Raw genomic sequence first — 26,997 nt, forward strand, 5'->3', positions numbered from 1 at the left:
AAGTGCAGGAGGCATGGCCGGTTCCGGCGGGCGCGGAAGCGCATCGGCCTTCGGAGCGGGGGACCGCGGCGCGCCATGCAGTGCGGCCCTCCTGATATCCGCCGACATCCGTTTCCGATGTCCGGCAAGGCCCGTGCAGCAGCACGGAGACCCCTCGTGCGCCATCCTGGACCGGTGCCGTCCCCAGGGACAGATCGGCAAGTCCGCGCGGCTCCCGGACAAGGCCGAAGTCCGCCATCGGCTCCGCCGGCCTGCGCCAAGCCGCTCCGGTCCTCTTGCGGCCAGGGGGCAAAGCCAGGAAGGCACTTCAGAACCCGGAGCGCCGCGGCGGAAGCGGGCTTTCCAGCAGGCGGAAGCCGGGGCAGGGTCAGAAGGACCGGACGGCAAGACCGTCAAGCGTCACCTGCCGCCCGGGATCTCCGGTTTGCCGGGCGCAGGAAGCGGCGTTTCCCGCCTGAGACAGCCAGGCCGCAGCTGGGCCGGAAGGCCTCGCTCCGGCGGCCATCCTGCAGATCGCGGACCGTGCCGTGACGCGGACCGCCGCGCCCCATGCCGCTTTCGCGATGCGCCGGACATGTCCTTTCAGGTCCCGGCACCCATGGCCGGAGCGCCGGAGGTTCCGGCGGCGGTCAGCCAGCCGAGGAACAGCGCCGCGGCCTGCGGCATCTTCCGCGCCGAGGTGGCGAAATAGGCCGTGCCCAGATCCAGCCGGCCGCCGGGCCATTCGCGCAGGACCCCGTCCGCCACATTGCGCTCGCTGATCGAGCGCCAGCCCAGCATCAACCCGCGCCCGTCCAGAGCGGCCTGTCCAGCCTGGACATAGTTGTTGAAGCTCTGCCCGCCGAGCCGCGGCCGGGCGACCGCGGCGAGCTTCAGGTAGTCTTCCCAGCCCGCCCAATGGCGGTTGAACGGGCTGCGCACATGGATCAGCGGCGCCCGGTCGAGGCCAGTGCCCCCGGCCAGCAGGCGCTCGACCAAAGCGGGCGCGCCGACCGGGCAGACGCTTTCGTCGAAAAGCTTGACCGTCACTCCCTCGCGCCAGCCGCCGGTACCGTAGCGGATCGCCAGGTCGATCCCCGGCGCCAGCTCGGGCAGGTCGGTCGAGGGCGCCTGGACGTTGACGGTGATCTCGGGATGCAGCGCGTAGAAGCCCGGCAGCCGCGGCATCAGCCAGTGGGTGGCCATGCCGATCGTGCAGGCGACCGTGACCTGCTGGCCCTCCTGTCCGGCCAGCGCCCGGATGTCCTCGATCGCCCCGGCGATCTGCCCCAGCCCGTCGCGCACCGCGCGGGCGAGGAGCTCCCCGGGCTCGGTCAGGCTGGCGGGCCGGGTGTGCCGGTCGAGCCGCGCCGCCGCGCGCGCCAGCAGCCGTCCGCGCGCGGCATCAGCGGCGGCCATCGCGATCAGCACCAGCAGCAGTACCGCCGAGAGCGAGGCCAGCGTTTCCAGGCTGCGGGAGTCGAGCACCCGGCCGTAGAGCTGCATCATGTAGAGCGGCGAGGCGAAGAACAGGATGTTCACCATCAGGCTGAAGCCGAGCGCCATGACGGCATGGGCCCGGATCGCCCCCGTGGCGGTCTGGTGTCGGTCGGTATCGGGCATGTCCCCTCCCTTGGCGTTCCGTCGGATCGAAGGGGCCCGCGGCAGCCTCTGCCGCGGGCCGGGAAGATCAGGCCAGCGCGGCCAGATCGTCCGCGTCGGGCATGTCCTGCATCGCGGGCATGTCGGGCATCTCCGGCGCCGGAGCCGCGGCCGGTGCCTCGGCTTGCGCCATCCCCGAGAGTTCCAGCTCGAATTCCGCGTCGAAGCGGGCATCGAACAGGATGTCGAGCAGATCCGCGGTATCGACCGCCGAGAGCTGTCCGTCGCCATCCACCCTCAGGAAGCCATAGTCGCCGTCGTCGATCTCGTCGGAGAAGCCGGCCAGCGTGTAGGTGTTGTCGGCATTGCCCAGCGTGAATTCGTTGTCCTCGTCGGCGACGGCGCCGTTGCCGATCGCGGTCGAATTCATCCCCGTGGCCGAGGCCGCCTCGCCGACCGCCAGCGAGAAATCGCCGCTGGCCTCCGCAAGATGGCCGAGCGCATGCGCCCGCACCCCGCTGGCCTCCGCCTGCCAGCCGAAGGCGGTGGCGGCGGTATTGCTCGCCACGCTTTCGCCGCCGACCGCGGTGGTCGAGGTGCCGGACGCCATGGCAGTGTCGCCGATGGCCAGCGCGTCGGTGCCGCTGGCCGAGGACTGGTTGCCGATGGCCGTGGAGAAGTCGGAGGTGGCATTGGCATCCTCGCCCACGGCCAGGCTGCGCACCCCGTCGGCATTGGCAAGATGGCCGAAGGCCTGGGCCCGTTCCGCCCCGGCGCTGGCCTGCCAGCCGACCGCAGTCGCGCCGGGACCATCGGTCATGCTCTCGCCGCCGAGGCTGGTGGTCGAGTTCCCCATGGCGCTGGCGCTGGCGCCGAGCGGCGGCGCTTGCCCCGCATGACGGGCCGCGGGTGCTGGTGCAGCGCGACTACCATGCCGAGAACCTGCTCTGGCTGCCGGAGCGCGACGGCGCGGCGCGGGTCGGGCTCCTCGATTTCCAGGACGCGGCGGCGGGCCATCCGGCCTATGACCTCGTCTCGCTGCTGGAAGACGCGCGCCGCGACGTGACGCAAGCCACCGTGGCGGCGGCGAAGGCGCATTACCTCGCCTTGACCGGCTTCGACCCGGCGCAGTTCGACCTTGCCTATGCCGCGATGGGCGCGCAGCGCAACCTGCGCATCCTCGGCGTCTTCGCCCGGCTGTCGCTGCATTTCGGCAAGCCCGGCTATGTCGACCTGATCCCGCGGGTCTGGGACCATCTGAGGACCGACCTTGCCCACCCTTCCCTGGCGGAGCTGCGCGGCCTCGTGCAGGCCGCCCTGCCAGACCCGTCCGTTGCCAAGCTGCAGGAGCTGAAGGACCGATGCGGAACCGTCCCGACACTGTGATGCTCTTCGCGGCCGGCTTCGGCACGCGGATGCGCCCGCTGACCGACACGCGGCCGAAACCCTTGATCGAGGTGGCGGGGCAGAGCCTGCTCGACCATGCGCTGGCGCAATGCGCGATCCCGCAGATCACCCGGCGCGCGGTGAATGCGCATTACCTGGGCGGGCAGATCGCGGCGGCGGCGGAAAGCAGGAGGCTCCTGCTTTCGCAGGAGCGGGACAGGATCCTGGACACCGGCGGCGGGCTGAAGGCGGCGCTGCCGCTCATGGGCCATCCCGAGGCGGTCTTCACGATGAATACCGACGCGGTCTGGACCGGGCCGCTGGCGATGGCGACGCTGGCCGATGCCTGGGACCCCGAGCGGATGGACGGGCTGCTGCTCCTCTGCCCGCCGGAGCGCGCGGTGGGACATGCGCTGAACTCGGGCTTCGCCATGGATGACGCAGGGAAGCTGAGCTGGGCGCCGGAGCTGGCCTATACCGGCGCGCAGATCCTCGCGACCCGCGCGGTGGCCGATTGCGCCGACGAGGTGTTTTCGGTGAAGGCCGCCTGGGAGGACGCGATGGCGGCCGGGCGGCTCTTCGGCGTGATCCATCCCGGGATGTGGTGCGATGTCGGCCATCCCGGCGGGATCGCCGAAGCCGAAGCGATGCTGGCCGATGTTTGAGCCCGGCCCCGCCCCCCGCGCCTTCTCGCTGGCGCCGGGACAGGACTTCCCGGCCGCGCTGGCGGCGGGGCTGCGCCAGACGCTGTCGCCGATGGCGAGGCCGGGAAACACCCGGCTGGTCTGGAAGGTGCGGCCGATCCCCAGCGCGGCGATCTCCTCGGGGCGGCGGCCGTCGAGCCGGGTGCCGCCGAAGGCGATGCTGCCCTCCGCGGGCCGGGCGAAGCCGGTGACCGCCTGGATCAGCGTCGATTTTCCGGCGCCGTTCGGGCCGACAATGCCGACGAACTCGCCCGGCTCCACCGTCAGGCTGACCGCATCGACGGCCTTCAGCCCGCCGAAGGCCACGCTGACGCGGTCGAGCACGAGGCCTGCGGATTTCTCGGTCATGTCGAACATCAGTGCACTCCCGCGATGCCCTGCGGCCGGAACCGCAGCGTGAGATAGAGAACGGCGCCGAACAGGATCATCCGGAACTCGGCGGTGTCGCGCAGCGCCTCGGGCAGCACGACCAGCGCGGCCGCTCCGAGGATGGCGCCGGTCAGGTTGCCGAGCCCGCCCAGCACCACGATCGCGATCAGCAGGAAGGACGTGTCCATGCGGAAGCTGTCGGGGCTGATGAAGCGGTGCAGGAAGGCGTAGAGCCCGCCCGCGAGCCCGGCGCAGAGCCCGGCGGCGGCGAAGGCGGTGACCAGATAGCGGCGCACCGGCAGGCCCGCGGCATGGGCGGCGACGCGGTCCTCTCGGATCGCCCGCCAGCTCAGCCCGATCGGCGAGCCGATCAGCCGGCCGAGCGCCAGCACCATGAGGACGAGCAGGCCGAGCGCCAGCCAGTACTGCGCCGCGACCGAGGTCATCGGTACATCGGGCAGGACCGAGAGCGAAGGGCGCGGGATGCCGAAGATGCCGTTCGGCCCGCCGGTCACGCCGGTCCAGTTCAGCATCGCGAGCCACAGCAGCATGCCGACCGCAAGGGTGGCGAGGCCGATGACATGGCCCGTGAGGCCGGAGGTGGCGAGGCCGACGAGGCCGGCGAGCGCCGCGCAGCCGACCGGTGCGGCGGCAGGCGTTGCCGCCTCGTCGCGGCGGGCGGCGAGCGCCTGCCTGAGCTGGTCGAGCTGGCCCTGCAGCGCGGTGATCTGCGTCGCGGCGGCCTCGCTCATCGTCTTGCCGAGCGAACTGGCGACGCCGTCGATCTGGCTGCGCAGGGTCTCGATATCGGCGGCGGAGCGGTCCATCAGCGACTGGGCCGTGGTCTCCAGTCCCGAGAACTTCTCCTGCAGCGCCGCGACAGAGCTGCCGAGATCGCCCATCTGCGGTTCCATCGCGCCGCTGAGCTCGGCGAAACGGGCATCGACCGAGGCCTGCAGGTCGTCGATCCGCCCGGCCAGCGGGTCGGGTTCGGCCCGCGACTCGGCCAGCTTCTCGCTGACGATCGCGGCGATCTCCTCGTTGTCGGGGCCCGAGGGGGCCATCATCGTGCCGACAAGCACGCCGACCACGCCTGCGACGGCGGCGGCAATGGGTACCTTGCTGTCCAAAATCCTTCTCCTCCCTGTTCCGGCGGCGCTCCGGTCCTCCTCCGGCCCGCCGCGGTGGCAAATGGCTTCGCGCGCCCGAGCCTAGCATCGCGGCCCGCCGCGTCACCCGTTTTTTCCGAGACTTTCGGATCATCCGCGGCCGGCCCGGCCGCAGCGGCGGCGCCATTCGCTCGCGATTCGCGACATGCGGCCATTTTGACGCGCCGCGCTGCGCCGCGGCGTGCCGCCCGGCCGCGGCAAGTCACATTTTCTTCGCAAACTGAACAAAACAGCGGCGAAAGACTAAACTATGGTCGTAAAACTTGGGCAAAACTGCTATCGCAAACGCGAAAGAATGTGTTAAGAACTGCGGACCGATCGGAACGAAATTGCCGAAGCGGAGTTAACAAAGCGACCCGGACGACACCGGGTCCCGTGAAAGGGGTAACGCCATGCTGACGAGAGAAGACCTGGAAGCCTTCATCGACGACGCCGACACCGACTTCATGTCGCCGCGCCAAGCCGAGACCGTTTCCGTGCCCGCCGCCCGCCGGCGGACCGCTTTCGTCACGCAGCTTGCCCAGGCCCAGATGGCGATGATGCAGTCCTGGCAGCGCAGCATGCTGCCGCACCGCTTCTGATCCCGGATCAGCCCGCGCCGCGCGGCGCGGGCTTGCCAGCGACATAGACCGCCGCAACGGCCCGGTCGTCGCCCATCATGATCGTGGGGAACAGAGCCTCCCAGAGCGTGTCCGCCTCCTGCGCCCGCTGGCGGATCGCCGGGGTGGAGGCAAGATCCAGAACGATGATGTCGGCCTCCCTGCCGGCCTCCAGATTGCCGATCCTGTCCTGCAGATGCATGGCCCGCGCCGAGCCGCAGGTCGCCAGCCACAGAAGCTGCGCCGGATGCAGCGGCGTGCCGGACAGCTGGCCGACCTCGTAGGCGGCGGCCATGGTGCGCAGCATCGAGAAGCTCGACCCGCCGCCGGTATCCGTCGCCAGTCCGACCGGCTGGCCAGCCACCGCATGTTCGCGCGTCCGGAACAGCCCCGAGCCGATGAAGGTGTTCGAGGTCGGGCAATGGACCAGCGCCGCGCCGGTCTCGGCCAGCCGGGCGATTTCCCGCGCCTCGAGCCAGATCGCATGGCCGTAGAGCGCCCGTTCGCCCAGGAGGCCGAAGCGTTCGTAGGTGTCGAGATAGTCGCGCGCGTCGGGGAAGAGTCCGCGCATCCAGGCGATCTCGTCGGTCTGCTCGCTCAGATGGGTCTGCATCAGGCAGTCCGGATGCTCGGCCCAGAGGCTGCCGAGCGCCTCGAGCTGCTCCGGCGTCGAGGTCGGCGAGAAGCGCGGCGTGATCACGTAGTCCAGCCGCGCCCGGCCGTGCCATTTCCGCAGCAGCGCCTTCGACTGGTCATAGGCGAGGGCAGGGCTGTCGCGCAGCCCCTCGGGGGCATTGCGGTCCATGCAGGTCTTGCCCGCCGCGATCCGCATGCCGCGCGCCTCGGCGGCGGAGAACAGCGCCTCGACGCTTTCGGGATGGATCGTGCAGTAGGAACAGACCGTCGTCGTGCCGTTGGCCAGCACCAGATCCAGATAGCGCCCGGCGACCGCTGCCGCGTAATCCGGATCGCCGAAGCGCAGTTCCTCGGGGAACGTGTAGTCGTTCAGCCAGTCGATCAGCCGCTTGCCCCAGCTCGCGATGATCGCGGTCTGCGGGTAATGCACATGGGCATCGACGAAGCCCGCCATGACCAGCCCGTCGCCATGGTCCGTGACGGCCGCCTGCGGATGCGCCGCGCGCAGATCGTCGGCGGGGCCGATGGCGGCGATCCTGCCATCCTCGACCAGCACCGCGCCGCGGCGCTCGTGGCGCACCGCCTCCGCGGCAGGCGTGGCGAAGGGATCGGCGGTGAAGCTCAGGGTCTGGCCCAGGATCAGTCGTGACATCGGATACTCGCAGCGGTTCCCGGCCACAGTGCCCCGGCGGCCGCTGCGGGAAAAGGGCAAATGCGCTCCGTCCCTTGCGCGCCGCCTGCCGATGCCTATGGTGCCCGCGTCATCCGTGCAGCAAGGGGGCCCCATGACCGAAGACCAGACCAGACCCGAGACCCCCGAAACCGAGGAAGAGACCGCCCAGCAGGCGGAAATCGACCACGAGATCGACGAAGACAGCCACCGGATGGACGAGCGCCGATTCGGCCGGGTCCAGGCGGCCCTGGCGGTCGAGGATGTCGACCGGCTGAACGAATATCTCGACCCGATGCACTCGGCCGACATCGCCGACCTTCTCGAACAGGTCAGCGGCGCCGAGCGGCAGCAGATCCTCGCGCTGGTGCCCGCGCAGATCGACGGCGAGGTGCTGTCGGAACTTGACGAGGGCATCCGCGAGGAAGTGATCGAGACGCTGGCGCCCGAAGCGTTGGCCGAGGCGGTGCGCGACCTCGACACCGACGACGTGGTCGACCTGGTCGAATTCCTCGAGGAGGACCGCCAGAAGGGCATTCTCGACGCGCTCGACGCGACCGACCGCGTCGCGGTGCAGATGGCGCTGACCTATCCGGAATATTCGGCCGGCCGCCTGATGCAGCGCGAATTCGTCGTTGCGCCCGCCGACTGGACGGTGGGCCATGCGATCGACTTCCTGCGCACCGCCGAGGAGCTGCCCGAGCAGTTCTACCATGTCATCCTGGTCGATCCGGCGATGCGCCCGATTGCCTATGTCACGCTCGGCCGCCTCCTGGCCTCGAAGCGCGACGTGGTGCTCGGCGACATCACCGAGGAGACCTTCCGCACCATCGCGGTCGACCTGCCCGAGAAGGACGTCGCCTATGCCTTCAACCAGTACCACCTGATCTCGGCGCCGGTTGTCGACGATTCCGGCCGGCTGGTCGGGGTGATCACCATCGACGACGCCATGATCGTGCTGGAAGAGGAGGCCGAGGAGGACATCCTGCGCCTCGCCGGCGTCTCGGACGAAAGCTCGATCTCCGACGGCGTGGTCGACACGGTGAAGTCGCGCCTGCCCTGGCTCGTGGTGAACCTCGTCACCGCGATCGTCGCCTCGATGGTGATCTCGCTCTTCGAGGAGTCGCTGGCCCAGCTGGTGGCGCTGGCCGTGCTGATGCCGATCATCGCCTCGATGGGCGGCAATGCCGGGACCCAGTCGCTGACCGTGGCGGTGCGGGCGCTCGCCACCAAGGACCTGACGCGCTCGAACCTGATGAGGGTGATCCGCCGCGAAGGCGCGGTGGGGCTGGTCCATGGCGTCGCCTTCGCCGTCATCATGGGCGCGATCGAACTGGTCTGGTTCGGCAATCTCGCCCTGGCCGGGGTGATCGCGCTGGCGATGGTGATCAACCTCTTCGTCGCCGGGCTCTCGGGCATCCTCGTGCCGGTGACGCTGGAGCGGCTGAAGCTCGACCCGGCGCTGGCCTCCGGGACCTTCGTGACGACCGTGACCGACGTGGTGGGCTTCTTCGCCTTCCTCGGCCTCGCAACCTTGGTGCTGCTATGACCCTGACCGAACGCAAGATCGCCATCCGCGCCGAAGCCAAGATCCGCCGCGCGGCGGCGCATGGCATCGTCGATCCCGCCCCGGCGCTGGCGGCGCTCGGCGCGCTGCTGGCGGAATTCGCCGGGCAGGTGGTGGCGGGCTATTCGCCGATCGGCACGGAAATCGACCCGCTGCCTCGGCGCCGTCGGACAGCTCGGCCACCGCCTCGCTGAAGCCGGCCGCGAAGCAGACCGCGCCGCCGCAGCCCATGCGCGACAGCTGCCCCGCCACCTCGACGGTCAGCGCCCGGTTGACGCCGATGAAAGCCGCATCCGGCACGCCCGGCAGGGCGCCGAGATCCGGATAGGCCGGAAGGCCGCCGATCTCGGCCTTCTTCGGATGGACGGGCCAGATCTCGCCCGCGAAACCGGTGCTGCGGCACTGGCGGATGACGGCATCGCACCAGGTGCCGCCGCCGATCACGGCGATGGACCTGGGCGAGAACAGACGGGACAGCGGCTGCATGGCTCAGGCTCCGACCGGGCGGAAGATCTCGCGGCTGATGATGTGCCGCTGGATTTCCGAGGTGCCGTCCCAGATGCGCTCGACCCGCGCATCGCGCCAGAACCGCTCGATCGGCAGCTCGTCCATCAGCCCCATGCCGCCATGGATCTGCAGCGCCGCATCGGTGACGCGGGCCAGCATTTCCGAGGCATAGACCTTGGCCGAGGCGATCTCGCGGTTGGCGGGCAGGCCCTGGTCGAGGCGCCAGGCGGAGGACAGGGTCAGCCAGTCGGCTGCGTCGATCTCGGTGATCATGTCGGCGATCTGGAAGCTGACGCCCTGGAATTTCGCGATCTGCTGGCCGAACTGGCTGCGCCCGGCGGCATAGTCCACGGCATGGTCGAAGACCCGGCGCGCGCGGCCGACCGACATGGTGGCCACCGTGATCCGCGTGGCGTAGAGCCACTCGTTCATCACGTCGAAGCCGCCATCGACCTCGCCCAGCACCTGCGCGTCCGACAGGCGGCAGTTGTCGAAATAGAGGATGCAGTTCTTGTAGCCGCGATGCGAGACCGAGTTGTAGCCGCGCGCCACCTCGAAGCCCGGGGTGCCGCGGTCGACGAGGAAGCAGGTGATCCGCTTCTTCGGGCCGCGTGGCGTCTCGTCGACGCCGGTGGCGACGAAGACGATGAAGAAATCGGCATGGTCGGCGCCCGAGATGAAATGCTTGGAGCCGTTCAGCACCCAGTCGCCGCCGTCGCGGGTGGCGCTGCATTTCATGCCGCGCACGTCCGACCCGGCATCGGGCTCCGTCATCGCCAGCGCATCCATCCGCTCGCCGCGCACCGCGGGCAGCAGGTATTTCCCGATCTGCTCGTCCTTGCAGGCCATCAGGATGTTCTGCGGGCGGCCGAAGAAATGGGTCAGCGCCATCGAGCCGCGGCCGAGCTCGCGCTCGACCAGGGCGAAATCGACATGGCTTAGCCCCGGCCCGCCGACGCTTTCGGGGAAGTTCGAGGCGTAGAAGCCGAGGTCGATGACCTTCTGCTTGATCTCCTGCGCGACCTCGGCGGGAACCTCGCCGGTCCGCTCGACCTCGGCCTCGTGGGGATAGATCTCGTTCTCGACGAAACTGCGCACCGTGGAGACGATCATCTCCTGTTCATCGGTCAGTCCGAAATGCATGGGGGACCCTCTTCCTGGATCATGTGTCTGTGTCTTCTGGCGGTCCGCCGCAGGCAGGCGGGCAGACCTTCCCCCTTTGCCGGGCGCGCCTGCGCCGGCATCGGGGCGGTTCGGGTCGCGCCGCCCCGGGGGGCAGCGCGGACAGTCGGGTCAGGTCCCGCGGCGGGACTTGCGGTGCTGGATCAGCGCGCGGGCGATGACGACCAGGGTGACCACGGCGATCAGCACCACCGAGAGCGCGGCGATCGCCGGATCGACATTGTCGCGCAGCCCCATCCACATTTGCCGCGGCAGGGTGACGGTGTTCACCGAGGTCACGAAGAGCGTGACGCCGATCTCGTCCCACGAGAGCAGGAAGCAGAGGAAGAACGCGCCAATCAGGCCGAAGCGGATGTTGGGCAGGATCACCCCGAAGAGCCGGGTCGCGACGCCCGCGCCCATCGACTGCGCCGCCAGGTCGATGCGGCGGTCGAGCTGCGACAGCGACACCATCACCACCACCACGGCATAGGGCACGATCATCACGACATGGGCGAGGATCACGCCGCCCAGCGTGTCATAGGCGATGATGCCGTTCCACTGGGTCAGCCGGGTGAGGAAGAAGTAGAGCGTCAGCGAGGACACGACGGGCGGCGTCACCATCGGCAGCAGCACGAAGCCGGTCATCAGCCCGCGGAAGCGCGGCCGGAGCATCCAGAGCCCGCAGCAGAAGGCGGTGGCGAGGACGACCGCGATGAGGCTGGCCGCCGTGCCGACCTTGACCGATGTCAGGAAGCTGTCGAGCCAGGCCGGGTCCTCGAACAGGGCACGGTAGTGGCGCAGCGACCAGTTGCCGTCGGGCAGGCTGAGATAGCGCCGCGAGGTGAAGCTGACCGGGACCACCGCGATCAGCGGCATCAGCAGGAACAGCGCGACGAGCCCGGTGATCAGCGTGGCCAGGCGGCCGGGACGCAGCATGGTCATTGCGCGATCCTCCCGTAGCGGCGCATCAGCAGGACGAGGATGCTGCCGACGCCGAGCATCAGGATGACGCTCATCGCGGCGGCAAGGCCCCATTTCGGCGTCTGGAAGATCCACAGGTAGATCAGCTCGGCCACCATCACCGACTGGCCGCCGCCCAGGAGCGCGGGGGTGACGAAGAAGCCCACCGAGAAGACGAAGACCAACAGCGTCGCGCCGAGGATGCCGCTTGCCGTCATCGGCAGGAAGACCTGCCAGAAGATGCGCAGGCGCGAGGCGCCCATGCCCTCGGCGGCGATCAGCGTGCGTTCGTCGAGATTGCGCATCGCGGTGGCCAGAGGAAAGACCGCGAAGGGGATCAGGTAATGCGACATGCCGACGATGATGGCGAATTCGTTGCGGGTCATCTGCAGCGAGGTCTCGATCAGCCCGGCATCCTTCAGCCAGGTGTTCAGGAGGCCCCGGTTCGACAGGAAGGAGAGCCAGCCGAAGGCGCGGCTGAGCACCGAGATCCAGAACGGGATCATGATGCAGAGCTCGACGATGCTGCGGGTCAGCGGGCGGCCGCGCACCCACAGGAGCGTGACGACATAGGCGGCGGCGACCGAGACGGCGGTGACGATCGCGCAGATCCGCAGCGTCCGCCAGATGACGGAGAGGATCAGCGGATCCTCGGCCACCGTGCGGTATTGCGCGAGGCCCGGCACGGGATCGGTGAAGCTGAGCCGCATGATGCCGAGAAACGGCAACAGGTAGCTCAGGCCCAGGAGCAGCAGCACCGGGCAGATCAGAACGAGAAAGGGGCGCATGGAGGGTCCTTGGCTGCGCCTCCGCCCGGCAGGGGCGGAGGCGGCGTTGGCTCGGATCAGGCGGAGATGATCTTCAGGTACTCATCCAGCGCCGCGCTGTAGTTCTCTTCGTACCAGGCCATGTCGAGCGGGATCTGCCTGGCGAAGTTCTCGGGGTCGACCGGGTTGAAGCGGCGGTCCTCTTCGGCGATCAGCGCGTCCGCCGCGGGGTTCGCCGGGCCGTTGCCCAGCAACTCGAACAGCACGGCCTGGCGCGCCGGGTCCTGGGCCATGGCGATGTACTGCATCGCCGCATCCTTGCCGCCGGGGTTGTTCTTGACCACGGTCAGCCCGCCCGGGCCGATGATGCCGCCGTCCCAGGTGAAGGTGATCTCGCCCTCGGTGTCGCGGTGCAGCACGCTGGCGCGGGTGTTCCAGATCAGCGCCATCGACACGTCGCCGTTCAGCAGCAGCGACTGGCTTTCCGCGCCGCCGCCCCAGAACGCGCCGACATGCTCCTTGAAGCCGGCGATCTTGGCATGGGCGCGCTCCAGGTCGAGCGGATAGAGGTCCTCGGGCGCCACGCCGTCGGCCAGCAGCGCCGCTTCCCACATGCCCGCGCCCCATTTGTGCATCGCGCGCTTGCCGGGGAACCGCTCGGTGTCGAAGAAATCCGCCAGAGAGGTCGGGGCTTCGTCGAACATCGTCGCGTCATAGGCGATGACATAGGAGTAGAAATAGGCCGAGGCCGCGTATTCCCAGCCGAAGCCCTCGCGCTGCTTGGCGGGATCGACGACGCTGTAGTCGATCGGCTCGACCATGCCCTGGCGGCCCAGCGTCTGCGCCGAGAAGGGCTCGCAGTCGACCAGATCCCAGGTCGGGCTGCCGCTCTGGTTCTGGGCGATGATGGCGCCTTCGGAGGGGCCCGAGCCGTCATAGCGCACGGTGATGCCGGTGGCTTCGGCGAAGGGCTTGCCGAAGGCCTCGTCCATGGCGGTCAGCGCGTCGCCGCCCCAGTTGACGAGGACCAGGTTTCCGGCCGCCGCATGCGCGCGGGAGCCCAGGCCGATGGCCGAGGTTCCGAGCAGGGCGCCGAGCCCCTGCAGCATGTTGCGGCGGGAAATCTGGCCCTTGGCGAAACGTTCGCCCAGCAGCTCGATGCAGTCTCTCTGGAAATGTCCGTTCATGTCTTTGCCTGTTGCTGGATTTTCGTGTCGGCGGCGCACCGGTCTCGGCGGGCCGGGGGATCGGGGGAGGTCAGAGGAAGAAGCTGTGGCGGGCATCCCAGGCGACGTGCAGCTCGGACCCGGCCGCGAGCTGCGGCAGGAGAGCGTCGTTCTCGACATAGAGCATCAGCTCCTCGCCGCCGCGGGTTTCCAGCATCAGCCGCGATTTCGGGCCCAGATAGACCCGGTCGCGCAGCCGCACCGGAAGCTGGTTGCCGTCGCTGCCGGCAGCCAGGCGCATGTGCTCGGGGCGCATCGCCAGGTGGCCGCCGGTCGGCACCGCGTTGCCGGGCAGAACGATCGGCGTGCCGCAGATGCCGCCGCCCGCGCTGTCGAGCGTCAGGATGTTGATGTCGCCGAGGAATTCCGCGGTGAAGCGGTTGGCGGGCGCCTCGTAGATCTCCTCCGGACGGCCGATCTGCTGGAGCTGGCCGTGGTTGAAGATCGCGATCCGCGAGGACAGCGCCAGCGCCTCTTCCTGGTCGTGGGTGACGAAGACGAAGGTGGTGCCGAGGTCGCGGTGCAGGCGGCGCAGCTCCTCCTGCATCTGGGTGCGCAGGTTGCGGTCGAGCGCCGAGAACGGCTCGTCGAGCAGCAGCACCCGCGGTTCGTAGGCCAGCGCCCGCGCCAGCGCGACGCGCTGCTGCTGGCCGCCCGACAATGCGGCGGGCTTCTTCTTCTCGTGGCCCGAGAGGCCGGTCATCTCGACCATCTCGGCGACCCGGTCGCGGATTGCCGCGCGGGGCCGCTTCTGGACCTTCAGCGGGAAGGCGATGTTCTCGGCCACGGTGAGGTGGGGAAACAGCGCATAGCCCTGGAAGACCATGCCGAAGCCGCGCTCCTTGGCGGGGGTGGCGGTGATGTCGCGCCCCTCGAAAAGGAGCTTCCCCGAGGTCGGGGCGTCATAGCCGCCGATGATCGACAGGAAGGTGGATTTTCCGGAGCCCGACGGTCCGAGGAGCGACAGGAACTCGCCTTCGCCGAGGCTGAGGGACACGCCGCTCAGCGCGCTGAATGTCCCGAATTTCCTGTCGATCGAGCACGCTTCGATCTGCGCTGTGCCGGTCACAATCGCCCCTTTCCATCTGCCCTGTTCGCGTGCCCTGAACGTGAAAGGCGAGCGGAAGATCTGCAAATGAAACCTTTTCGGTCCGGCGGCAAATGAAATTTGTCACCCATCCCCTTCTGGGCGCATATGGTTCATTTCGAGACGTCTTTTCAGCCAGTTATGGAATTCCCGGACCAGCGGATTTTCCAGATTTGCCTCCGGCGTGCACAGATAATAGCCGGTTTCTGTATGCAGGGAGGGCGAAAATGGACGCACGAGCTGCCCGTTTTCCAGTGCCTGCCGCCAGATCACCGTGTCGCCGATGGCGATCCCCTCGCCCGCGAGCACGGCGGTATAGACCACGTTCATGTCGGAATAGCAGATGCCGCGGCGGCCCATCTCGGCGGGCAGCCCGGCGATTTGCAGCCAGTCCTCCCAGTCGGTGAAATCGCCGATATGCAGCAGCGTCGCGTGCTGCAGCGCGCGGATGTCGCCGAAGCCGTTGAACCGCGTCAGGTAGGCCGGGCTGCAGAGCGGGGTGAACTCCACCTTGACCAGCGGCTCGGCGGCGACATGGGCGCGCAGCTCGTGGCCGAAGGTGATGAAGGTGTCGATTTCGGGATTGTCGGTTTCCGCCAAGTTCCGCGCGCTGTGGATGCGCAGCACGATGTCGGGATGGCGTTCGGCGAAATCGCGGATATGCAGGCAGAGCCAGCCCGAGGCGAAGCCCGGCGGGCAGCTGACCGTCAGCGTGCCGCTCAGCCCCTCCTGCGCGGCGCGCACCGAGGAGGCGGCGATCATGCTCAGCGCCCGGCGCACCTCGGCGGCATAGGCCTGGGCGCGCGGCGTGATCTCGGTGGCATTGCCGTAGCGTTCGAGGATCTTGAAGCCGAGGTCGCGCTCGAGCAGGCGCAGCTGGTGGCTGATCGCGCTGCGGGTGACGTTCAGCTCTTCGGCTGCGCGCCAGATGGCCCCGAGACGCGCGACGCTCTCGATCGCGCGCAGGGCCTGGATGGATGGATACCGTCTGATGATCGCCTCCCCGGGTCCGGTTCCTGCCGGATAGGCGATCTTTGCGCGTCTGGCGAGGGGGGCGGCCCGGCCAGGCGCCCCCTGCCCTTGTCAGAACTGCGTGCCGCAGCCCGGCAGCTTCGGCAGCTGCGCGCGCAGGAAGGCGAAATGCCGCTCCGCCATGCCGCGATAGGCCTCCCAGCCATCGGCGGTGTTCTGCGCCACCGCATCCGGCAGCACCGCCAGAGGCTGGCCGGAGGACCGCGCGAGGATCAGCGTCTGTGCTGCCTTCTCGAAGAAGTAGAGGTCCTCGAAGGCCGCCGCGACCGTGTCGCCGACGATGGTCACGCCATGGTTGCCCATCACCAGGACCGACTTGTCCCCGAGCGCTGCCGCCAGCCGCTCGCCCTCTTCCTCGGCATCGGCGATCCCGCCGAAATCGAGATCATAGGCGGTGCGCCCGTGGAAGCGCGCGGTGTTGTTGTCGATCGGCACCAGTGCCGGATCGGCGAGGCAGGCCAGCGCGGTCGCATAGGGCGAATGCGCATGCAGGATCACCCGCGCCTCCGGCAGCTTGCGGTGCATCGTGCCATGCACGCACCAGGCCGAGGCATCCGGCGCGCCGGGGCGGTCGAGCACCCCGGTATCGTCGCTGTCGAGCAACAGCAGGTCGCAGGCCCTGATCGTCGCGAAATGCTGCCATCGCGGGTTCAGCAGGAACCGCTTGCCGTCCTCCGAGACCGCCGCGCTGAAATGGTTGCCGACGGACTCGCTCCATCCCAGCATGTGGCAGATGCGGAAGGCATCGGCCAGATCCTGCCGCAGGGCGGCCAGGCCGGCATCCTCCCCGGCCGTCCGGCAGGGTGCGGCGACATTCATGCCCGGAACCTCCCTTCCGAGACCAGCGCGCGGTAGGTCGAGCGCATCTCGGCGCGATCGGTGTAGCAGCCGCGCAGGTAGCGCTCGCCGCTGGTCGCGGAATAGGCGGCGCGGCCATGCACGATGCGGTGGTTGTCGAAGACCATGCATTCGCCCGCCTTCATCAGGAAGCGCATCATGTATTTCTCTTCCTGCAGCATCTTCCCGAAGCGGCAGAAGGCCGGGTAGTAGTCGTCGAGCAGGTCCTGCGGCAGGTCGATGATGTCGAGCATGTGCTGGCTGATCGTCAGGCCGGAGACTTCGCCGTGCTTGTCGAGTTCGATCACCGTCTGGCGCGAACGCATGTCGTAGGTGTCATGCTCGCAATAGAACGGCACCGCGATTTCCGACAGCAGCCGGAAGCCCTCGGGGTCGCGCTTGCGGAAGTCGTTGGCCACCGCCACCCCGTCGGAATAGAGGCTGCCGCCGCCCTGCACGGTATTCGCGCGGCAATGCAGGAATTGGACGCCCGGTGCATGTTCCTCGGCCGGGGTGTCGGTATGCAGCTCCAGCGCCGCCGAGGTATAGGCGGTGTTGGTCGGCGCGATATGGGTGCGCACGTCGAAATAGTCGCCGAAGAAAGTCGGGCGGACCTGGCCGATCAGGTTGGCGGTGCGGGTCAGCGCCTCGTCGCTGTCGGGCATGCCGGTGACGATGGTGAAGCCCTCGACCAGCATTGCCTCGATCCACTTGGCGCGCAGCCCCGCATCCCCGAGCAGCGTGGCATGGTCGAAGCGCGGCACATCCGGATAGTGGTCGCCGTACCACGCCTTGCGCGGCAGGTCGGAGGGGTCCGGGCGCGGCGCGGCCCCGGCATGCGCCTCGAGCCAGGCCAGCGGGAAGCGGGTGACATGGGCCTCGTCCTGCCAGGCGATCTCCAGCGCATCGCCCGCCAGCTCGGCCGAGACCGCGCGCGGCGCCGCCTCGAGATGGAAGATGTCGAAGCTGCGCTCGCGGGTGGCGCTGTCGAAAGAGGAGGGACAGTTGTCGCGCAGCCAGTAGTAGTTGAAGTAGTGCGGCTGCCCGTCGGCCAGGACGATGTCCAGGCCCTTGTCCTTCAGGATGGCGGCCGTGACCGGATGACTCATGACATTCATGTTGTACCTCAGAAGCTTGTGGCCGTGATCCGGCATGTCCTGAACCGGAAGATTTCACGAGTTCCCCTTGCCGAACAGGCGGGTTACACTGAATGTAAGTTAAGCCAGGAGTTAACTTATGGACCGTCTGCCGCCCCTGCGCCTGCTGGCGACCTTCGAGGCGGTGTCGCGGCACGGATCGATGCGCGACGCGGCGGCGCGGCTCAACGTGACCCAGCCCGCGGTCAGCCAGGCGCTGCGCGCGCTCGAGGACCATGTCGGCACCGCGCTCTTCGACCGCAGGGCCGGGGCTTCGGCCGAGGCGGTCCGGCGGCAGCAGGCCGGTGCTGCGACACCGGCGGGGCGGCGCCGCGGGAACAAGCGCCCGAAGCAAGCGGGAAAAGTCATGCGGAAACCTTCCGCACCGCCCCGGCCGCTCGAACCGAGGGGGTGACCTGACCGGCTGCGCGCAGCGGGCGGCAATGACCGCGAAGCTGGAGTGCATTGTCTCCCACGCTTCCGGGCCCGCCCGAACGAGACCATCCTCGGCCATGGCGCGACTTTCCACGAGTCGCTGGTGGCCATGTCGAACAATCCGTTCTTCACCATGGCGCTGGAACGGGTGAACCGGATGCGCCGCCTGCTGGAATACCGCGCCAAGGTGGACCGCGCCCGGCTGAAGGCGGAATGCGGCGACCATCTGCGGATACTGTCGCTGCTCGAGGCCGAGCGCGTGATCGAGGCCTCGGAACACCTGCGCCGGCATCTGCAGGACGCCCGAGACCGCAAGGCGCCGAAGACAAGGGCTTGGGCCGGAGGCTGACCTGGCCCCGCGCCCCCACCGCCCCCCCCCCCGCAGGCCCGGCTGGAGCGATGCGGCATCCATGATCCGGCTCCTCCGGAATGGTCCCTGACCGCATGAAGCAGTCGCTGCGGGAGCCGGCCCAGTCCACAGCACCCCTCCTTGGACCAAGGCGGAGACCAAGTGCTGAACCAGCACAGGCGGCCGGTGCCTGCCTGTCGGAGCATGATCGCAAGGGGCGACGAATGTCCTGCGCCTGATCGCGGTTGTCGCGGAGCAAGTGTCGGAATTGCCAGCCAGTCCCGCAGGTGGTGATGCAGCTCGGCTTTCCGGCGGTCCTTCAACCCAATCCTTGATTGCATCCATCAAGACGGCGCCACCGTCGCTCCGTCCGTGAACTGGTCTATGTGCTCGACAGCGCGGCCACGGTCAGCGCGGTTGCCTCGAACGGCACCGTCGCCTGGTCGAAATCGCTGGTCCCGCCGGGCGAGCGTCCGGGCGCCGTGGTCGGCGGCGGCCTCGCCGTCGAGGGCGGCACGCTTCTCGTCACCACCGGTTATGGCCGTCTGCATGCGCTTTCCGCCGCCAGCGGCGCGGAAGCCTGGGACAAGAATTTCGGCGCTGCCGTCACCGCCGCGCCGATGGTTGCGGACGGGCTGGTCTACGTCACCTCGCGCGACGGCATGGGCTCGGCGGTCGATCTCGAAACCGGCCGCATCCTGTGGCAGATCGAGGGCAGCACGGCCTCCGCCTCGATGCTGGGCAGCGGCGTTCCGGTTCTGACCGGCAATGCCGTGATCTTCCCCTTCGGCAATGGCGAGCTGACCACCGTGCTGCGCCAGGCCGGGATCAGCCTGTGGAACGGCTCGCTCGCAGGCAGCCGCACCGGCCGCGCCTACGGCGCCTACGGCGAGATTCCGAACAGCCCGGTGGTGTCGAACGGCACCGTCTATGTCGCGACCGAGGCCGGGCGCCTGGCCGCGCTCGATGCCGATAGCGGCGACCGGATCTGGACCTCGCTCGAAGGCGCCACCGGCCCGGTGGTCGCCGCGGGCGGCGCGCTGTTCCTCGTCTCCGACGAAGGCCGGCTGCTGCGGGTCAATGCCTCCGACGGCACCACCGTCTGGGCCGCGACCCTGCCGCTCTTCGAGGCCGAGAAGGTCAAGCGCCGCAAGGATGTCTTCGTGCATTACGGCCCGGTCCTCGCGGGCGGCCGGCTGATCCTCGCCTCGAGCGACGGGCTGCTGCGCGAAATCGATCCGGCGAGCGGCGCATTGCTGCGCGCGACCCAGCTCGGCGCCCCCGCCGCGTCGGCTCCGATCGTCGCGGGCAACACGCTTTACGTGCTGACCCAGGACGGCGTGCTTCGCGCTTTCCGTTGACGGCGGAATGCGCTAAGAGCGGCGCCTGATCCTTCAGGAGGGCCCAAGGTGTTCAAGCTCGCCATCGTCGGCCGCCCCAATGTGGGCAAGTCGACCCTGTTCAACCGTCTCGTCGGCCGGCGCCTGGCGCTGGTCGATGACCAGCCGGGCGTCACCCGCGACCTGCGCGAGGGCGAGGCGCGCCTTGGCGATCTCAAGTTCACCGTGATCGACACGGCGGGCCTCGAAGACGCCACCGATGACAGCCTGCAGGGGCGCATGCGCCGCCTGACCGAGCGCGCCGTCGACATGGCCGATGCCTGCCTCTTCATGATCGACGCCCGCGCGGGCGTCACCGCCAATGACGAGCTCTTCGCCGAGATCCTGCGCCGCCGCGCCAAGACCGTGCTCCTCGCCGCCAACAAGGCCGAGGGCGCCGCCGGGGCCGCAGGCGCGCTGGAGGCCTATTCGCTGGGCCTCGGCGAGCCGCTGCAGATCTCGGGCGAGCATGGCGAAGGCATGGCGGAGCTCTATGCCTTCCTGCAGCCGCTCGTCGAAGAGCATGCCGAGGAACTGGCCGCCGCCGCCGCGGATGCCGTCGAGCACGCGCCCGAAACCGATGTTGACGTGTCCGACGAGGATGGCGAGGTCTTCCCGGACTACGACCCGAAGAAGCCGCTGCAGGTTGCCGTGGTCGGCCGCCCCAATGCGGGCAAGTCGACGCTGATCAACCAGCTTCTGGGCGAGGACCGGCTGCTGACCGGTCCCGAGGCCGGGATCACCCGCGACTCGATCTCGGTGCAGGTCGACTGGGACGGCCGTCCGGTGCGGATCTTCGACACGGCGGGCATGCGCAAGAAGGCCAAGGTGCAGGACCGGCTGGAGAAGATGTCGGTCAGCGACGGGCTGCGCGCGGTACGCTTCGCCGAAGTTGTGGTCGTGCTCCTCGACGTGGAAATCCCGTTCGAGCAGCAGGACCTGCGCATCGCCGACCTGGCCGAGCGCGAAGGCCGCGCGGTGGTGATCGGGATCAACAAATGGGATCTCGAAGAGCACCGCCAGGACAAGCTGATCGAGCTGAAGACCGCCTTTGAGCGCCTGCTGCCGCAGCTGCGCGGTGCGCCGCTGGTGACGCTTTCCGCGAAGACCGGTCGCGGCATGGACCGGCTGCGCGAAGCGATCGAGCGCGCCCACATGACCTGGAACCGCCGCATCCCGACCGCGCAGCTGAACCGCTGGCTGACCGCGATGCTGGAGGCCCACCCGCCGCCCGCGCCGGGCGGCCGCCGCATCAAGCTGCGCTACATGACCCAGGCCAAGACCCGGCCGCCGGGCTTCGTGGTGATGTGCTCGCATCCCGACAAGCTGCCCGATGCCTACAAGCGCTATCTGGTGAACGGGCTGCGCCAGGATTTCGACATGCCGGGCACGCCGATCCGGCTGTGGTTCCGCGGGCAGGGGGATTCGAACCCCTACAAGGGACGCAAGAAATCCACGCCCTCGCGGCTGAACAAGCACCTGAAGAAGTAAGCCCTGTCCGGCCCCGGAGTTCATCCGGGGCCTCTCCGTTTCCATGGCGACCACGCTGCGGATTGGCGCCGCCCCTGGCGCCGGTACGGGCGTTAACCACGATTTCACCACCTCCGGCCTTTCATGGCTCCGGGCGGCCGCGACGCCGCGCCGGACGGAGACGGACAGAGATGGCAAGGACCGGAGAGCTCTACCTTCACGAGGCGATGGAATACGTGCTGATGCGCGCGGGCGAGCCGCTGGACAGCAACCGCATCGCCGAAGAGATCAACGCGCAGGCGCTGTTCACGCGGCGGATGCTCGACGAAAAGCCGCTGCAATGGTGGCAAGTCGAACTCGACGCAAGAAAATTCCCGATGAAGTTCCGCCTCGACGGCCGGGTGGTCTGGCTGCGCCCGCCGGACGGCCCGGGCCGCGCTATCTTGCCTAGAACAGGCGCAGGGATGTCCTGCGTTCCGGTACCGGCAGCATCGGAACCGGGGCGATCCTCCCGGCTTTGAATGGCCGCTGACGGCATCGTCCCTGCCACGGAAAGCCGCAACGCCCCAGTCCCGGTCCCGGCGGTTTTCAAGGTTCTTGCGGCCGACGTCCATGTGCAGGCTGCGCATTCTCCCGGCCGGACCATGGAGCCGCCCCAGTCTGCTTCCCCGGCGAGCGCGCCGCCGAGCCGGAGACCAGGGACGCAATGGGCGGGGCTTTGCGGGGACTCGGGGTCTGCCGGAGCGGGGCGGCCATGCGCCGCCGGTCCGGGAAGGCCCGGCGGAGCGCGCTGCAGGGGACCGGGCGGTGCCCGGGGGCACTTTCGCCGCGCCGTCCTGGAACGCCTTCATGGCGCATGGCCCGGCGCTCTGGGCCGCCTTCCGCGAAGAACTGGCGGCGCTCCTGGCCGAAGGGGCGGCGCAGCAGGCCGAGGTGGCGCCGCATCTGGTGCCGCTGGCCGACGCCGCGCTGCACATGCCGTTCTCGGTGACGGAATACACCGATTTCTATGCTGCCAAGAACCATGCCTTCAATGTCGGCACCATGTTCCGCGGGCCGGAAAACGCGCTGCCGCCGAACTGGCTGTCGATCCCGATCGGCTATAACGGCCGGGCCTCCTCGGTCGTCATCTCGGGCAGCGAAGTGCGCCGTCCCTGGGGCCAGCTCAAGGCGCCCGATGCCGAGCTGCCGCGCTTCGCGCCCTCGGAGCGCTTCGACATCGAGCTGGAGATGGGCTGCATCGTCGGCCAGCCTTCGACAGGCCCGGTCACCGTCGCCGAGGCCGAGGCGATGATCTTCGGCTACGTGCTGATGAACGACTGGTCTGCGCGCGACATCCAGGCCTGGGAATACATGCCCCTGGGCCCGTTCCAGTCGAAGGCCACCGCCACCACGATCAGCCCCTGGATCGTCACTCCGGCCGCGCTGGAGCCGTTCCGCGTCCCGACGCCGCCGCGCGAGCGCGAGCTGCTGCCCTATCTCGACGAGCCGCGCCCGGGGCTTTTCGACATCGATCTGGAGGTCGGGCTGACCCCGGAGGGCGGCACCGAGACGGTGCTGAGCCGCACCAACTACCGCGAGATGTACTATTCCGCAGCCCAGCAGCTGGCGCATCACACGACCTCGGGCTGTCCGATGCGGGTCGGCGACATGCTGGGCTCGGGCACGATCTCGGGGGCCTCGAAGGACAGCCGCGGCAGCCTCCTCGAGATGAGCTGGGGCGGCAAGGAGCCGGTCGCGCTGCCCGACGGCAGCAGCCGCAGCTTCGTCGCCGACAACGACACGCTGGTGCTGCGCGGCGCCGCGAAGGGCGACGGCTTCACGATCGGCTTCGGCGAGGCCGCGGGCAAGGTCCTGCCCGCGCTCGAGGATCCCTACGCCCGCTGAGCCGCCGGTCCGGCCCCGTCAGGAGCGGGGCCGGGTCTTCTGCGGGTCGTAATGCGGGAAGGGCGCGACGGTCGCGGCATAGCGCTTCATGTGGCCGTCGAGCTGGCCGATCTCGACCTGGGTGCCGGGTTCCGAACAGGCAATGTCGAGCCGGGCCAGCGCGATCCACTTGCCGCTGCGGGGGCTGCGCATCGCCGAGCAAATCTCGCCCACCTGCGCGCGGCCGATGCGGATGCAGTCGCCATGCGCCACCGCGTTCTGGCCCTCGATCTCCAGCCCGGCGAATTTCCGCGACGGGTGCTCCTTGCGGCGCAGCAGCGCCTCGCGCCCGACGAAATCCGCGGTCTTCGATTTCAGCGGCACGGTGAAGCCGATCCCCGCCTCGAACGGGTCGGTCTGGTCGGAGAAGTCGTAGCCCGCGAAAACCAGCCCAGCCTCGATCCGCACCAGGTCGAGCCCCGCGAGCCCCATCGGCTTCATCCCGAGCGGCCGTCCGGCGTCCCAGATCGCGTCGAACACCGCCTTGCCGTCCCGCGGATGGCAGAACACCTCGTAGCCGAGCTCGCCCGTGTAGCCGGTGCGCGAGATCACCACCGGCACGCCCTCGGGTCCGCCGAGCCGGGCCGGGGCGAAGCGGAACCATTCCAGATCGGCGAGCGCCGGGCGGTGCGGCGCGGTCCAGAAGACCGAGGCGACCAGGTCCCGCGACTTCGGCCCCTGCACGGCCAGATTGTGCATCTGGTCGGTCGAGGAGCGGATCATCACGTCGAGCCCGAGCCGCGCGGCCTCCTCGCGCATCCAGGCGCCGCCCGCATCCGAGCCGCCGATCCAGCGGAAATTATGCGGCCCGAGCCGGAACAGCGTGCCGTCGTCCAGCATCCCGCCATGCGGATGGCACATCGCCGAATAGACGACCTGGCCCTCGGCCAGCTTCTCGACATTGCGCGTCAGCACCCAGTTGAGCAGCGCCTCGGCATCCGGGCCGGTGACCTCGAATTTCCGCAGCGCCGAAAGGTCCATCACCGCGACCGCCTCGCGGCAGGCCCAGTAGCTTTCCACCGCGTCGCATTGCGGGAAGCTCTGCGGCAGCCAGAAGCCGTTATAGTCGGCGAAATCGGCGGTCATCGCGGCAAAGCAGTCATGGAAGGCGCTTTCGCGGGTCATGATCGGGTCCTCGTCGGGGGTGGGGCGCCAGGCGGTGGCGCGGCTGAACCGCTCCGCCGCGCCATAGGTGCGGACATGGATGTCGGTCGGGGTCCAGCCATTGGCGGCGGAGGTGTCGTCCGGGCAGGCCGAGCTGACGCAGACCAGGTCGGTCAGCGCGCGCAGCAGCACGTAATCGCCGGGGCGCGACCAGGGCTCGTCGGCGATCATCACGCCATGCGCGTCGATCGCGGTATTGAAGAAGAAATTCGCCGCCATCCAGCCGGGACGGCCGGGGATGCCGTGCCCGGCCAGCGCGGCGTTGAAATTGTCAGAGCAATTGGCATGGCCGGGATAGCCGATATCGTCGTAATACTTGGCGTTGCAGGCCAGCGCGAAGGCATCGTGGCGGCCGCAGGTGTCCTGCACCACCTCGATGAGCGGCGTCAGGTCATGGTCGAAATATTTCCCGTGCAGGCCGGGCATCGGATAGCCGTGGCCCTGGATGGTTCGGGTGGTGGTGACGTCGAGCGGGCGGAAGATGCCGCGATCGATCTTGCGTGCATCGAAGCACTGGAAATCGGTGCATTGGCGGCCGTCGACATCGAGGATCTGGATGAACTCGCCCTTGGCGACGCGATAGGCCCGCGCCGTGGCGGAGGCGACGCGCAGATCCTGCAGCGGATCGGCCAGCGGGTCGGGCAGGGCGAAGCTGCCGGTGAGCCGCGGCTCGGCGCGGGTGACGGCGATCCGGATCGGCCTGCGCCGGACCGATCCGGGCCGGCCCGGAAGCGACAGTGCCGCGTCCGCCCGGGGGCTGCGGGAGACCACCTTCCCCTTGGCCACCACCGCCAAGCGCGCGGGCCGAAGCCGGAGCGCATCGACCGGATCAGCGGCATCGAGCACCACCAGCGACGCGGTGCAGCCGGGCGCCAGCCCATAGCCCTCGGCGCCGATCACCTTGGCGCTCTCCCCCGTCACCATGCCGAAACAGGCGCGCATCTCGTCGGGATGGGTCATCTGCGCGACATGCAGCCCCATGAAGGCGACGTCCAGCATGTCCGCCGTGCCGAGCGAGTACCACGGGTCGAGGACGCAATCCTGCCCGAAGGCGACCGGAATGCCCATCGCCCGCAGCTCCTTCACCCGCGTCATCCCCCGCCGCTTCGGGAAAGTGTCATGCCGCCCCTGCAGCACGATGTTGATCAGCGGATTGGGAATGGCGGCCAGCCCGGCCTCGGCCATCAGCGGCAGAAGCTTCGAGACATAGTAGTTGTCCATCGAATGCATCGAGGTCAGGTGAGAGCCGACCACCCGCCCCCCGAGACCCAGACGCTGCGTCTCCATCGCCAGCGTCTCGACATGGCGGCTCATCGGGTCGTCGGTCTCGTCGCAATGCATGTCCACGGGCAGGCCGCGCTCCGCCGCCAGCTCGCAGAGCGCGGTGACGCTGCGCGCGCCCTCGGCCATCGTGCGCTCGAAATGCGGAATGCCGCCGACCACGTCGACGCCCATGTCGAGCGCCCGCACCGTGTTGTCCCAGGCGGTGGGGTCGCGGAACACGCCGTCCTGCGGGAAGGCGACGAGCTGCAGGTCGATATAGGGCTTCACCGCCTCGCGCACCTCGATCATCGCCTGCACGCCCAGAAGCCGGTCGTCGCAGGTATCGACATGGGTGCGGATATGCAGCAGCCCCATCGACACCGCCCAGTCGCAATAGGCCAGCGCGCGCTCCTTCAGCCCCTCGAGCGTCATGATTTCCTTCAGCTCACCCCAGAGGCCGATGCCCTCCAGCAGCGTGCCGGAGGCATTCACCCGCGGCAGGCCGTAGCTGAGCGTGGCGTCCATGTGGAAATGCGGATCGACGAAGGGCGGCGAGACCAGATCGCCGGTGGCGTCGATCACCTCGCCGGCCTCCGACTCCAGCCGCGGCTCGACGGCCGCGATCCGGTCGCCTTGGATGCCGATATCGGCAACGGTTCCATCGGGCAGCGTCCCGCCCTTGACGATCAGGTCGAACATCAGCGTTCCCCCTTGTTGTAGGGTGTCATCAGCGCGGCGGGCACTTCGGCGCGGCGCGACATCAGGATCAGGGCGAGGATCGACAGCAGGTAGGGCATGGCAAGGAACAGCTGGTAGGGCAGCCCGGCGCCCAGCTCGGTCTGCTGCAGCCGCACCTGGAAGGCGTCGAAGCCGGCGAAGAGCAGCGCCCCCAAAAGCGCCCGGCCCGGCATCCAGGCCCCGAAAACGACCAGCGCGATGCAGATCCAGCCCCGCCCGTTGACCATGTCGAAGAAGAAGGAGTTGAAGGCCGAAAGCGTCAGGAAGCTGCCGCCGACCGCCATCAGCCCCGAGCCGACCGCGACCGCGCCCATGCGCAGCCCGTGAACGGGAAGGCCCTGGGCCTCCACTGCCGCCGGGTTCTCGCCAACAGCGCGCAGCGCCAGGCCCAGCGGCGTCCGGTAAAGCACCCAGGCGGTGATCGCCACCGTCGCCAGAGCCGCCCAGGTCAGCACCGTCTGGCTTCCGAGGATGGGCCAGCCGGTCGGCTGGAACGCCTCGATCCGCGGCGGCGAAGACACTTCGGGCAGCGCGACGCGATAGGCGAAATAGGTGGCGGAGGTCGCCAGCAGCGTCAGCCCGATGCCGACCACATGCTGCGACAGGCCGAAGGGCACGGTCAGCGTGCCGTGGATCAGCCCGAACATCACGCCGGTCAGGAAGGCACAGCCGACCCCGGCCCAGAGCGGCAGCCCGGCATAGACCGCGATCCAGCCGGCGAAGGCGCCCGCGACCATGATCCCCTCGATGCCGAGGTTCAGGACGCCGGCCCGCTCGCAGATCAGCTCGCCCATCGTGGCGAAGATCAAGGGCGAGGCGATGCGCAGCACCGCGGCCCAGAAAGTGGCAGACAACAGGATGTCGATCAGGTCCATC

24 protein-coding genes and 3 pseudogenes are annotated in these 26,997 nt (G+C 68.9%); 11 read left to right on the forward strand and 16 right to left on the reverse strand.

The genetic code is table 11. The features are described 5' to 3' along the window. Positions 1-582 precede the first annotated feature (582 nt). Positions 583-1,602 carry a LysR substrate-binding domain-containing protein gene (locus C7T91_RS20330; RefSeq protein ID WP_236638377.1) on the reverse strand — a complete coding sequence of 340 codons (1,020 nt, stop codon included), beginning with the start codon at positions 1,600-1,602 and terminating at the stop codon, positions 583-585. A 67-nt stretch (positions 1,603-1,669) separates the two neighbouring features. Further along, positions 1,670-2,401 carry a hypothetical protein gene (locus C7T91_RS38030; RefSeq protein ID WP_269102269.1) on the reverse strand — a complete coding sequence of 244 codons (732 nt, stop codon included), beginning with the start codon at positions 2,399-2,401 and terminating at the stop codon, positions 1,670-1,672. 8 nt (positions 2,402-2,409) lie between these two features. On the opposite strand from C7T91_RS38030, the pseudogene C7T91_RS38035 reads away from it, so the two are divergent. After that, a pseudogene (locus C7T91_RS38035) lies at positions 2,410-2,967 on the forward strand (phosphotransferase); the annotation flags it as partial. Further along, positions 2,943-3,632: a nucleotidyltransferase family protein gene (locus C7T91_RS20340; protein WP_108260855.1), complete on the forward strand. Its 690-nt coding sequence runs from the start codon at positions 2,943-2,945 to the stop codon at positions 3,630-3,632. The pseudogene C7T91_RS38035 and the gene C7T91_RS20340, both read left to right, overlap by 25 nt. A 123-nt stretch (positions 3,633-3,755) precedes the next feature. Here C7T91_RS20340 and C7T91_RS39740 read toward each other — a convergent pair. Together C7T91_RS39740 and C7T91_RS20350 are read right to left on the reverse strand one after the other, a co-directional pair. Further along, positions 3,756-4,028, reverse strand: a pseudogene (locus C7T91_RS39740) (ATP-binding cassette domain-containing protein); the annotation flags it as partial. Then, positions 4,028-5,170: an ABC transporter permease subunit gene (locus tag C7T91_RS20350; RefSeq protein WP_108260856.1), complete on the reverse strand. Its 1,143-nt coding sequence runs from the start codon at positions 5,168-5,170 to the stop codon at positions 4,028-4,030. The pseudogene C7T91_RS39740 and the gene C7T91_RS20350, both read right to left, overlap by 1 nt. Positions 5,171-5,601: 431 nt before the next feature. Here C7T91_RS20350 and C7T91_RS20355 point away from each other — a divergent pair, with 431 nt between their 5' ends. Further along, the gene (locus C7T91_RS20355) at positions 5,602-5,790 is read left to right on the forward strand and encodes a hypothetical protein (protein ID WP_108260857.1); all 189 of its coding nucleotides are present in this window, start codon (positions 5,602-5,604) and stop codon (positions 5,788-5,790) included. Between the two features lie 7 nt (positions 5,791-5,797). Here C7T91_RS20355 and guaD read toward each other — a convergent pair whose 3' ends face one another. Beyond that, a complete protein-coding gene (guaD, locus tag C7T91_RS20360; protein WP_108261638.1) occupies positions 5,798-7,096 on the reverse strand; it encodes a guanine deaminase in 1,299 nt (432 codons plus the stop codon). Between the two features lie 133 nt (positions 7,097-7,229). Between guaD and mgtE the strand changes: the two genes are divergently transcribed. Both mgtE and C7T91_RS33700 read left to right on the forward strand, forming a co-directional pair. After that, positions 7,230-8,663: a magnesium transporter gene (gene mgtE / locus C7T91_RS20365; RefSeq protein WP_108260858.1), complete on the forward strand. Its 1,434-nt coding sequence runs from the start codon at positions 7,230-7,232 to the stop codon at positions 8,661-8,663. Beyond that, positions 8,660-8,875 (forward strand): hypothetical protein, encoded by a 216-nt coding sequence (locus C7T91_RS33700; protein ID WP_201742234.1) that lies wholly within the window; start codon positions 8,660-8,662, stop codon positions 8,873-8,875. Before mgtE ends, C7T91_RS33700 begins: the two co-directional genes overlap by 4 nt. Here C7T91_RS33700 and C7T91_RS20370 read toward each other — a convergent pair. From C7T91_RS20370 to C7T91_RS20410, 9 genes and pseudogenes are all read right to left on the reverse strand, one after another. After that, positions 8,829-9,167: pseudogene (locus C7T91_RS20370) on the reverse strand (CoA-binding protein); the annotation flags it as partial. The gene C7T91_RS33700 and the pseudogene C7T91_RS20370 overlap by 47 nt on opposite strands. A 3-nt stretch (positions 9,168-9,170) precedes the next feature. Beyond that, positions 9,171-10,331 (reverse strand): acyl-CoA dehydrogenase family protein, encoded by a 1,161-nt coding sequence (locus C7T91_RS20375; RefSeq protein ID WP_108260859.1) that lies wholly within the window; start codon positions 10,329-10,331, stop codon positions 9,171-9,173. Positions 10,332-10,481: 150 nt separating this feature from the next. Then, the gene (locus tag C7T91_RS20380; RefSeq protein WP_108260860.1) at positions 10,482-11,294 is read right to left on the reverse strand and encodes an ABC transporter permease; all 813 of its coding nucleotides are present in this window, start codon (positions 11,292-11,294) and stop codon (positions 10,482-10,484) included. Continuing rightward, positions 11,291-12,100, reverse strand: a complete 810-nt coding sequence (locus tag C7T91_RS20385) for an ABC transporter permease (protein WP_108260861.1) — start codon at positions 12,098-12,100, stop codon at positions 11,291-11,293. The genes C7T91_RS20380 and C7T91_RS20385 overlap by 4 nt, the downstream gene beginning before the upstream one ends. Before the next feature lie 56 nt (positions 12,101-12,156). After that, the gene (locus C7T91_RS20390) at positions 12,157-13,266 is read right to left on the reverse strand and encodes an ABC transporter substrate-binding protein (RefSeq protein WP_108260862.1); all 1,110 of its coding nucleotides are present in this window, start codon (positions 13,264-13,266) and stop codon (positions 12,157-12,159) included. Positions 13,267-13,336: 70 nt separating this feature from the next. Next, on the reverse strand, positions 13,337-14,374 hold the full coding sequence (locus tag C7T91_RS20395) for an ABC transporter ATP-binding protein (RefSeq protein WP_236638378.1): 1,038 nt from the start codon (positions 14,372-14,374) through the stop codon (positions 13,337-13,339). A 102-nt stretch (positions 14,375-14,476) separates the two neighbouring features. After that, positions 14,477-15,424 (reverse strand): LysR substrate-binding domain-containing protein, encoded by a 948-nt coding sequence (locus tag C7T91_RS20400; protein WP_330848878.1) that lies wholly within the window; start codon positions 15,422-15,424, stop codon positions 14,477-14,479. A gap of 51 nt (positions 15,425-15,475) precedes the next feature. Next, positions 15,476-16,243 carry a class II aldolase/adducin family protein gene (locus tag C7T91_RS20405; RefSeq protein ID WP_108260864.1) on the reverse strand — a complete coding sequence of 256 codons (768 nt, stop codon included), beginning with the start codon at positions 16,241-16,243 and terminating at the stop codon, positions 15,476-15,478. Beyond that, positions 16,240-17,415 (reverse strand): TauD/TfdA family dioxygenase, encoded by a 1,176-nt coding sequence (locus tag C7T91_RS20410; RefSeq protein ID WP_236638379.1) that lies wholly within the window; start codon positions 17,413-17,415, stop codon positions 16,240-16,242. Before C7T91_RS20410 ends, C7T91_RS20405 begins: the two co-directional genes overlap by 4 nt. An 82-nt stretch (positions 17,416-17,497) precedes the next feature. Here C7T91_RS20410 and C7T91_RS36395 point away from each other — a divergent pair, with 82 nt between their 5' ends. The 6 genes from C7T91_RS36395 to fahA all read left to right on the forward strand — a co-directional run bounded on the left by C7T91_RS36395 (position 17,498) and on the right by fahA (position 22,917). Then, complete coding sequence (locus C7T91_RS36395) at positions 17,498-17,812, forward strand: helix-turn-helix domain-containing protein (RefSeq protein ID WP_236638380.1); 315 nt, start codon at positions 17,498-17,500, stop codon at positions 17,810-17,812. A gap of 45 nt (positions 17,813-17,857) precedes the next feature. Further along, positions 17,858-18,181 carry an FCD domain-containing protein gene (locus C7T91_RS20420; protein ID WP_201742175.1) on the forward strand — a complete coding sequence of 108 codons (324 nt, stop codon included), beginning with the start codon at positions 17,858-17,860 and terminating at the stop codon, positions 18,179-18,181. Positions 18,182-18,567: 386 nt separating this feature from the next. After that, on the forward strand, positions 18,568-19,542 hold the full coding sequence (locus tag C7T91_RS20425; RefSeq protein WP_161556022.1) for an outer membrane protein assembly factor BamB family protein: 975 nt from the start codon (positions 18,568-18,570) through the stop codon (positions 19,540-19,542). A gap of 48 nt (positions 19,543-19,590) precedes the next feature. After that, a complete protein-coding gene (gene der / locus C7T91_RS20430; RefSeq protein ID WP_108260866.1) occupies positions 19,591-21,051 on the forward strand; it encodes a ribosome biogenesis GTPase Der in 1,461 nt (486 codons plus the stop codon). Between the two features lie 170 nt (positions 21,052-21,221). Then, positions 21,222-21,551, forward strand: coding sequence for a hypothetical protein (locus C7T91_RS20435; protein ID WP_108260867.1), 330 nt, complete (start codon positions 21,222-21,224; stop codon positions 21,549-21,551). 286 nt (positions 21,552-21,837) lie between these two features. After that, complete coding sequence (fahA, locus tag C7T91_RS20440; RefSeq protein ID WP_269102271.1) at positions 21,838-22,917, forward strand: fumarylacetoacetase; 1,080 nt, start codon at positions 21,838-21,840, stop codon at positions 22,915-22,917. An 18-nt stretch (positions 22,918-22,935) separates the two neighbouring features. Here fahA and C7T91_RS20445 read toward each other — a convergent pair whose 3' ends face one another. Then, entirely contained in the window at positions 22,936-26,082 is a 3,147-nt protein-coding gene (locus C7T91_RS20445) for a cytosine deaminase (RefSeq protein ID WP_108260869.1), read from the reverse strand. Next, entirely contained in the window at positions 26,082-26,996 is a 915-nt protein-coding gene (locus tag C7T91_RS20450) for an ABC transporter permease (protein WP_108260870.1), read from the reverse strand. Before C7T91_RS20450 ends, C7T91_RS20445 begins: the two co-directional genes overlap by 1 nt. Position 26,997: the final 1 nt, after the last annotated feature.

Origin of the sequence: Mangrovicoccus ximenensis (assembly GCF_003056725.1) — a bacterium.
GTDB classification, from domain to species: domain Bacteria; phylum Pseudomonadota; class Alphaproteobacteria; order Rhodobacterales; family Rhodobacteraceae; genus Mangrovicoccus; species Mangrovicoccus ximenensis.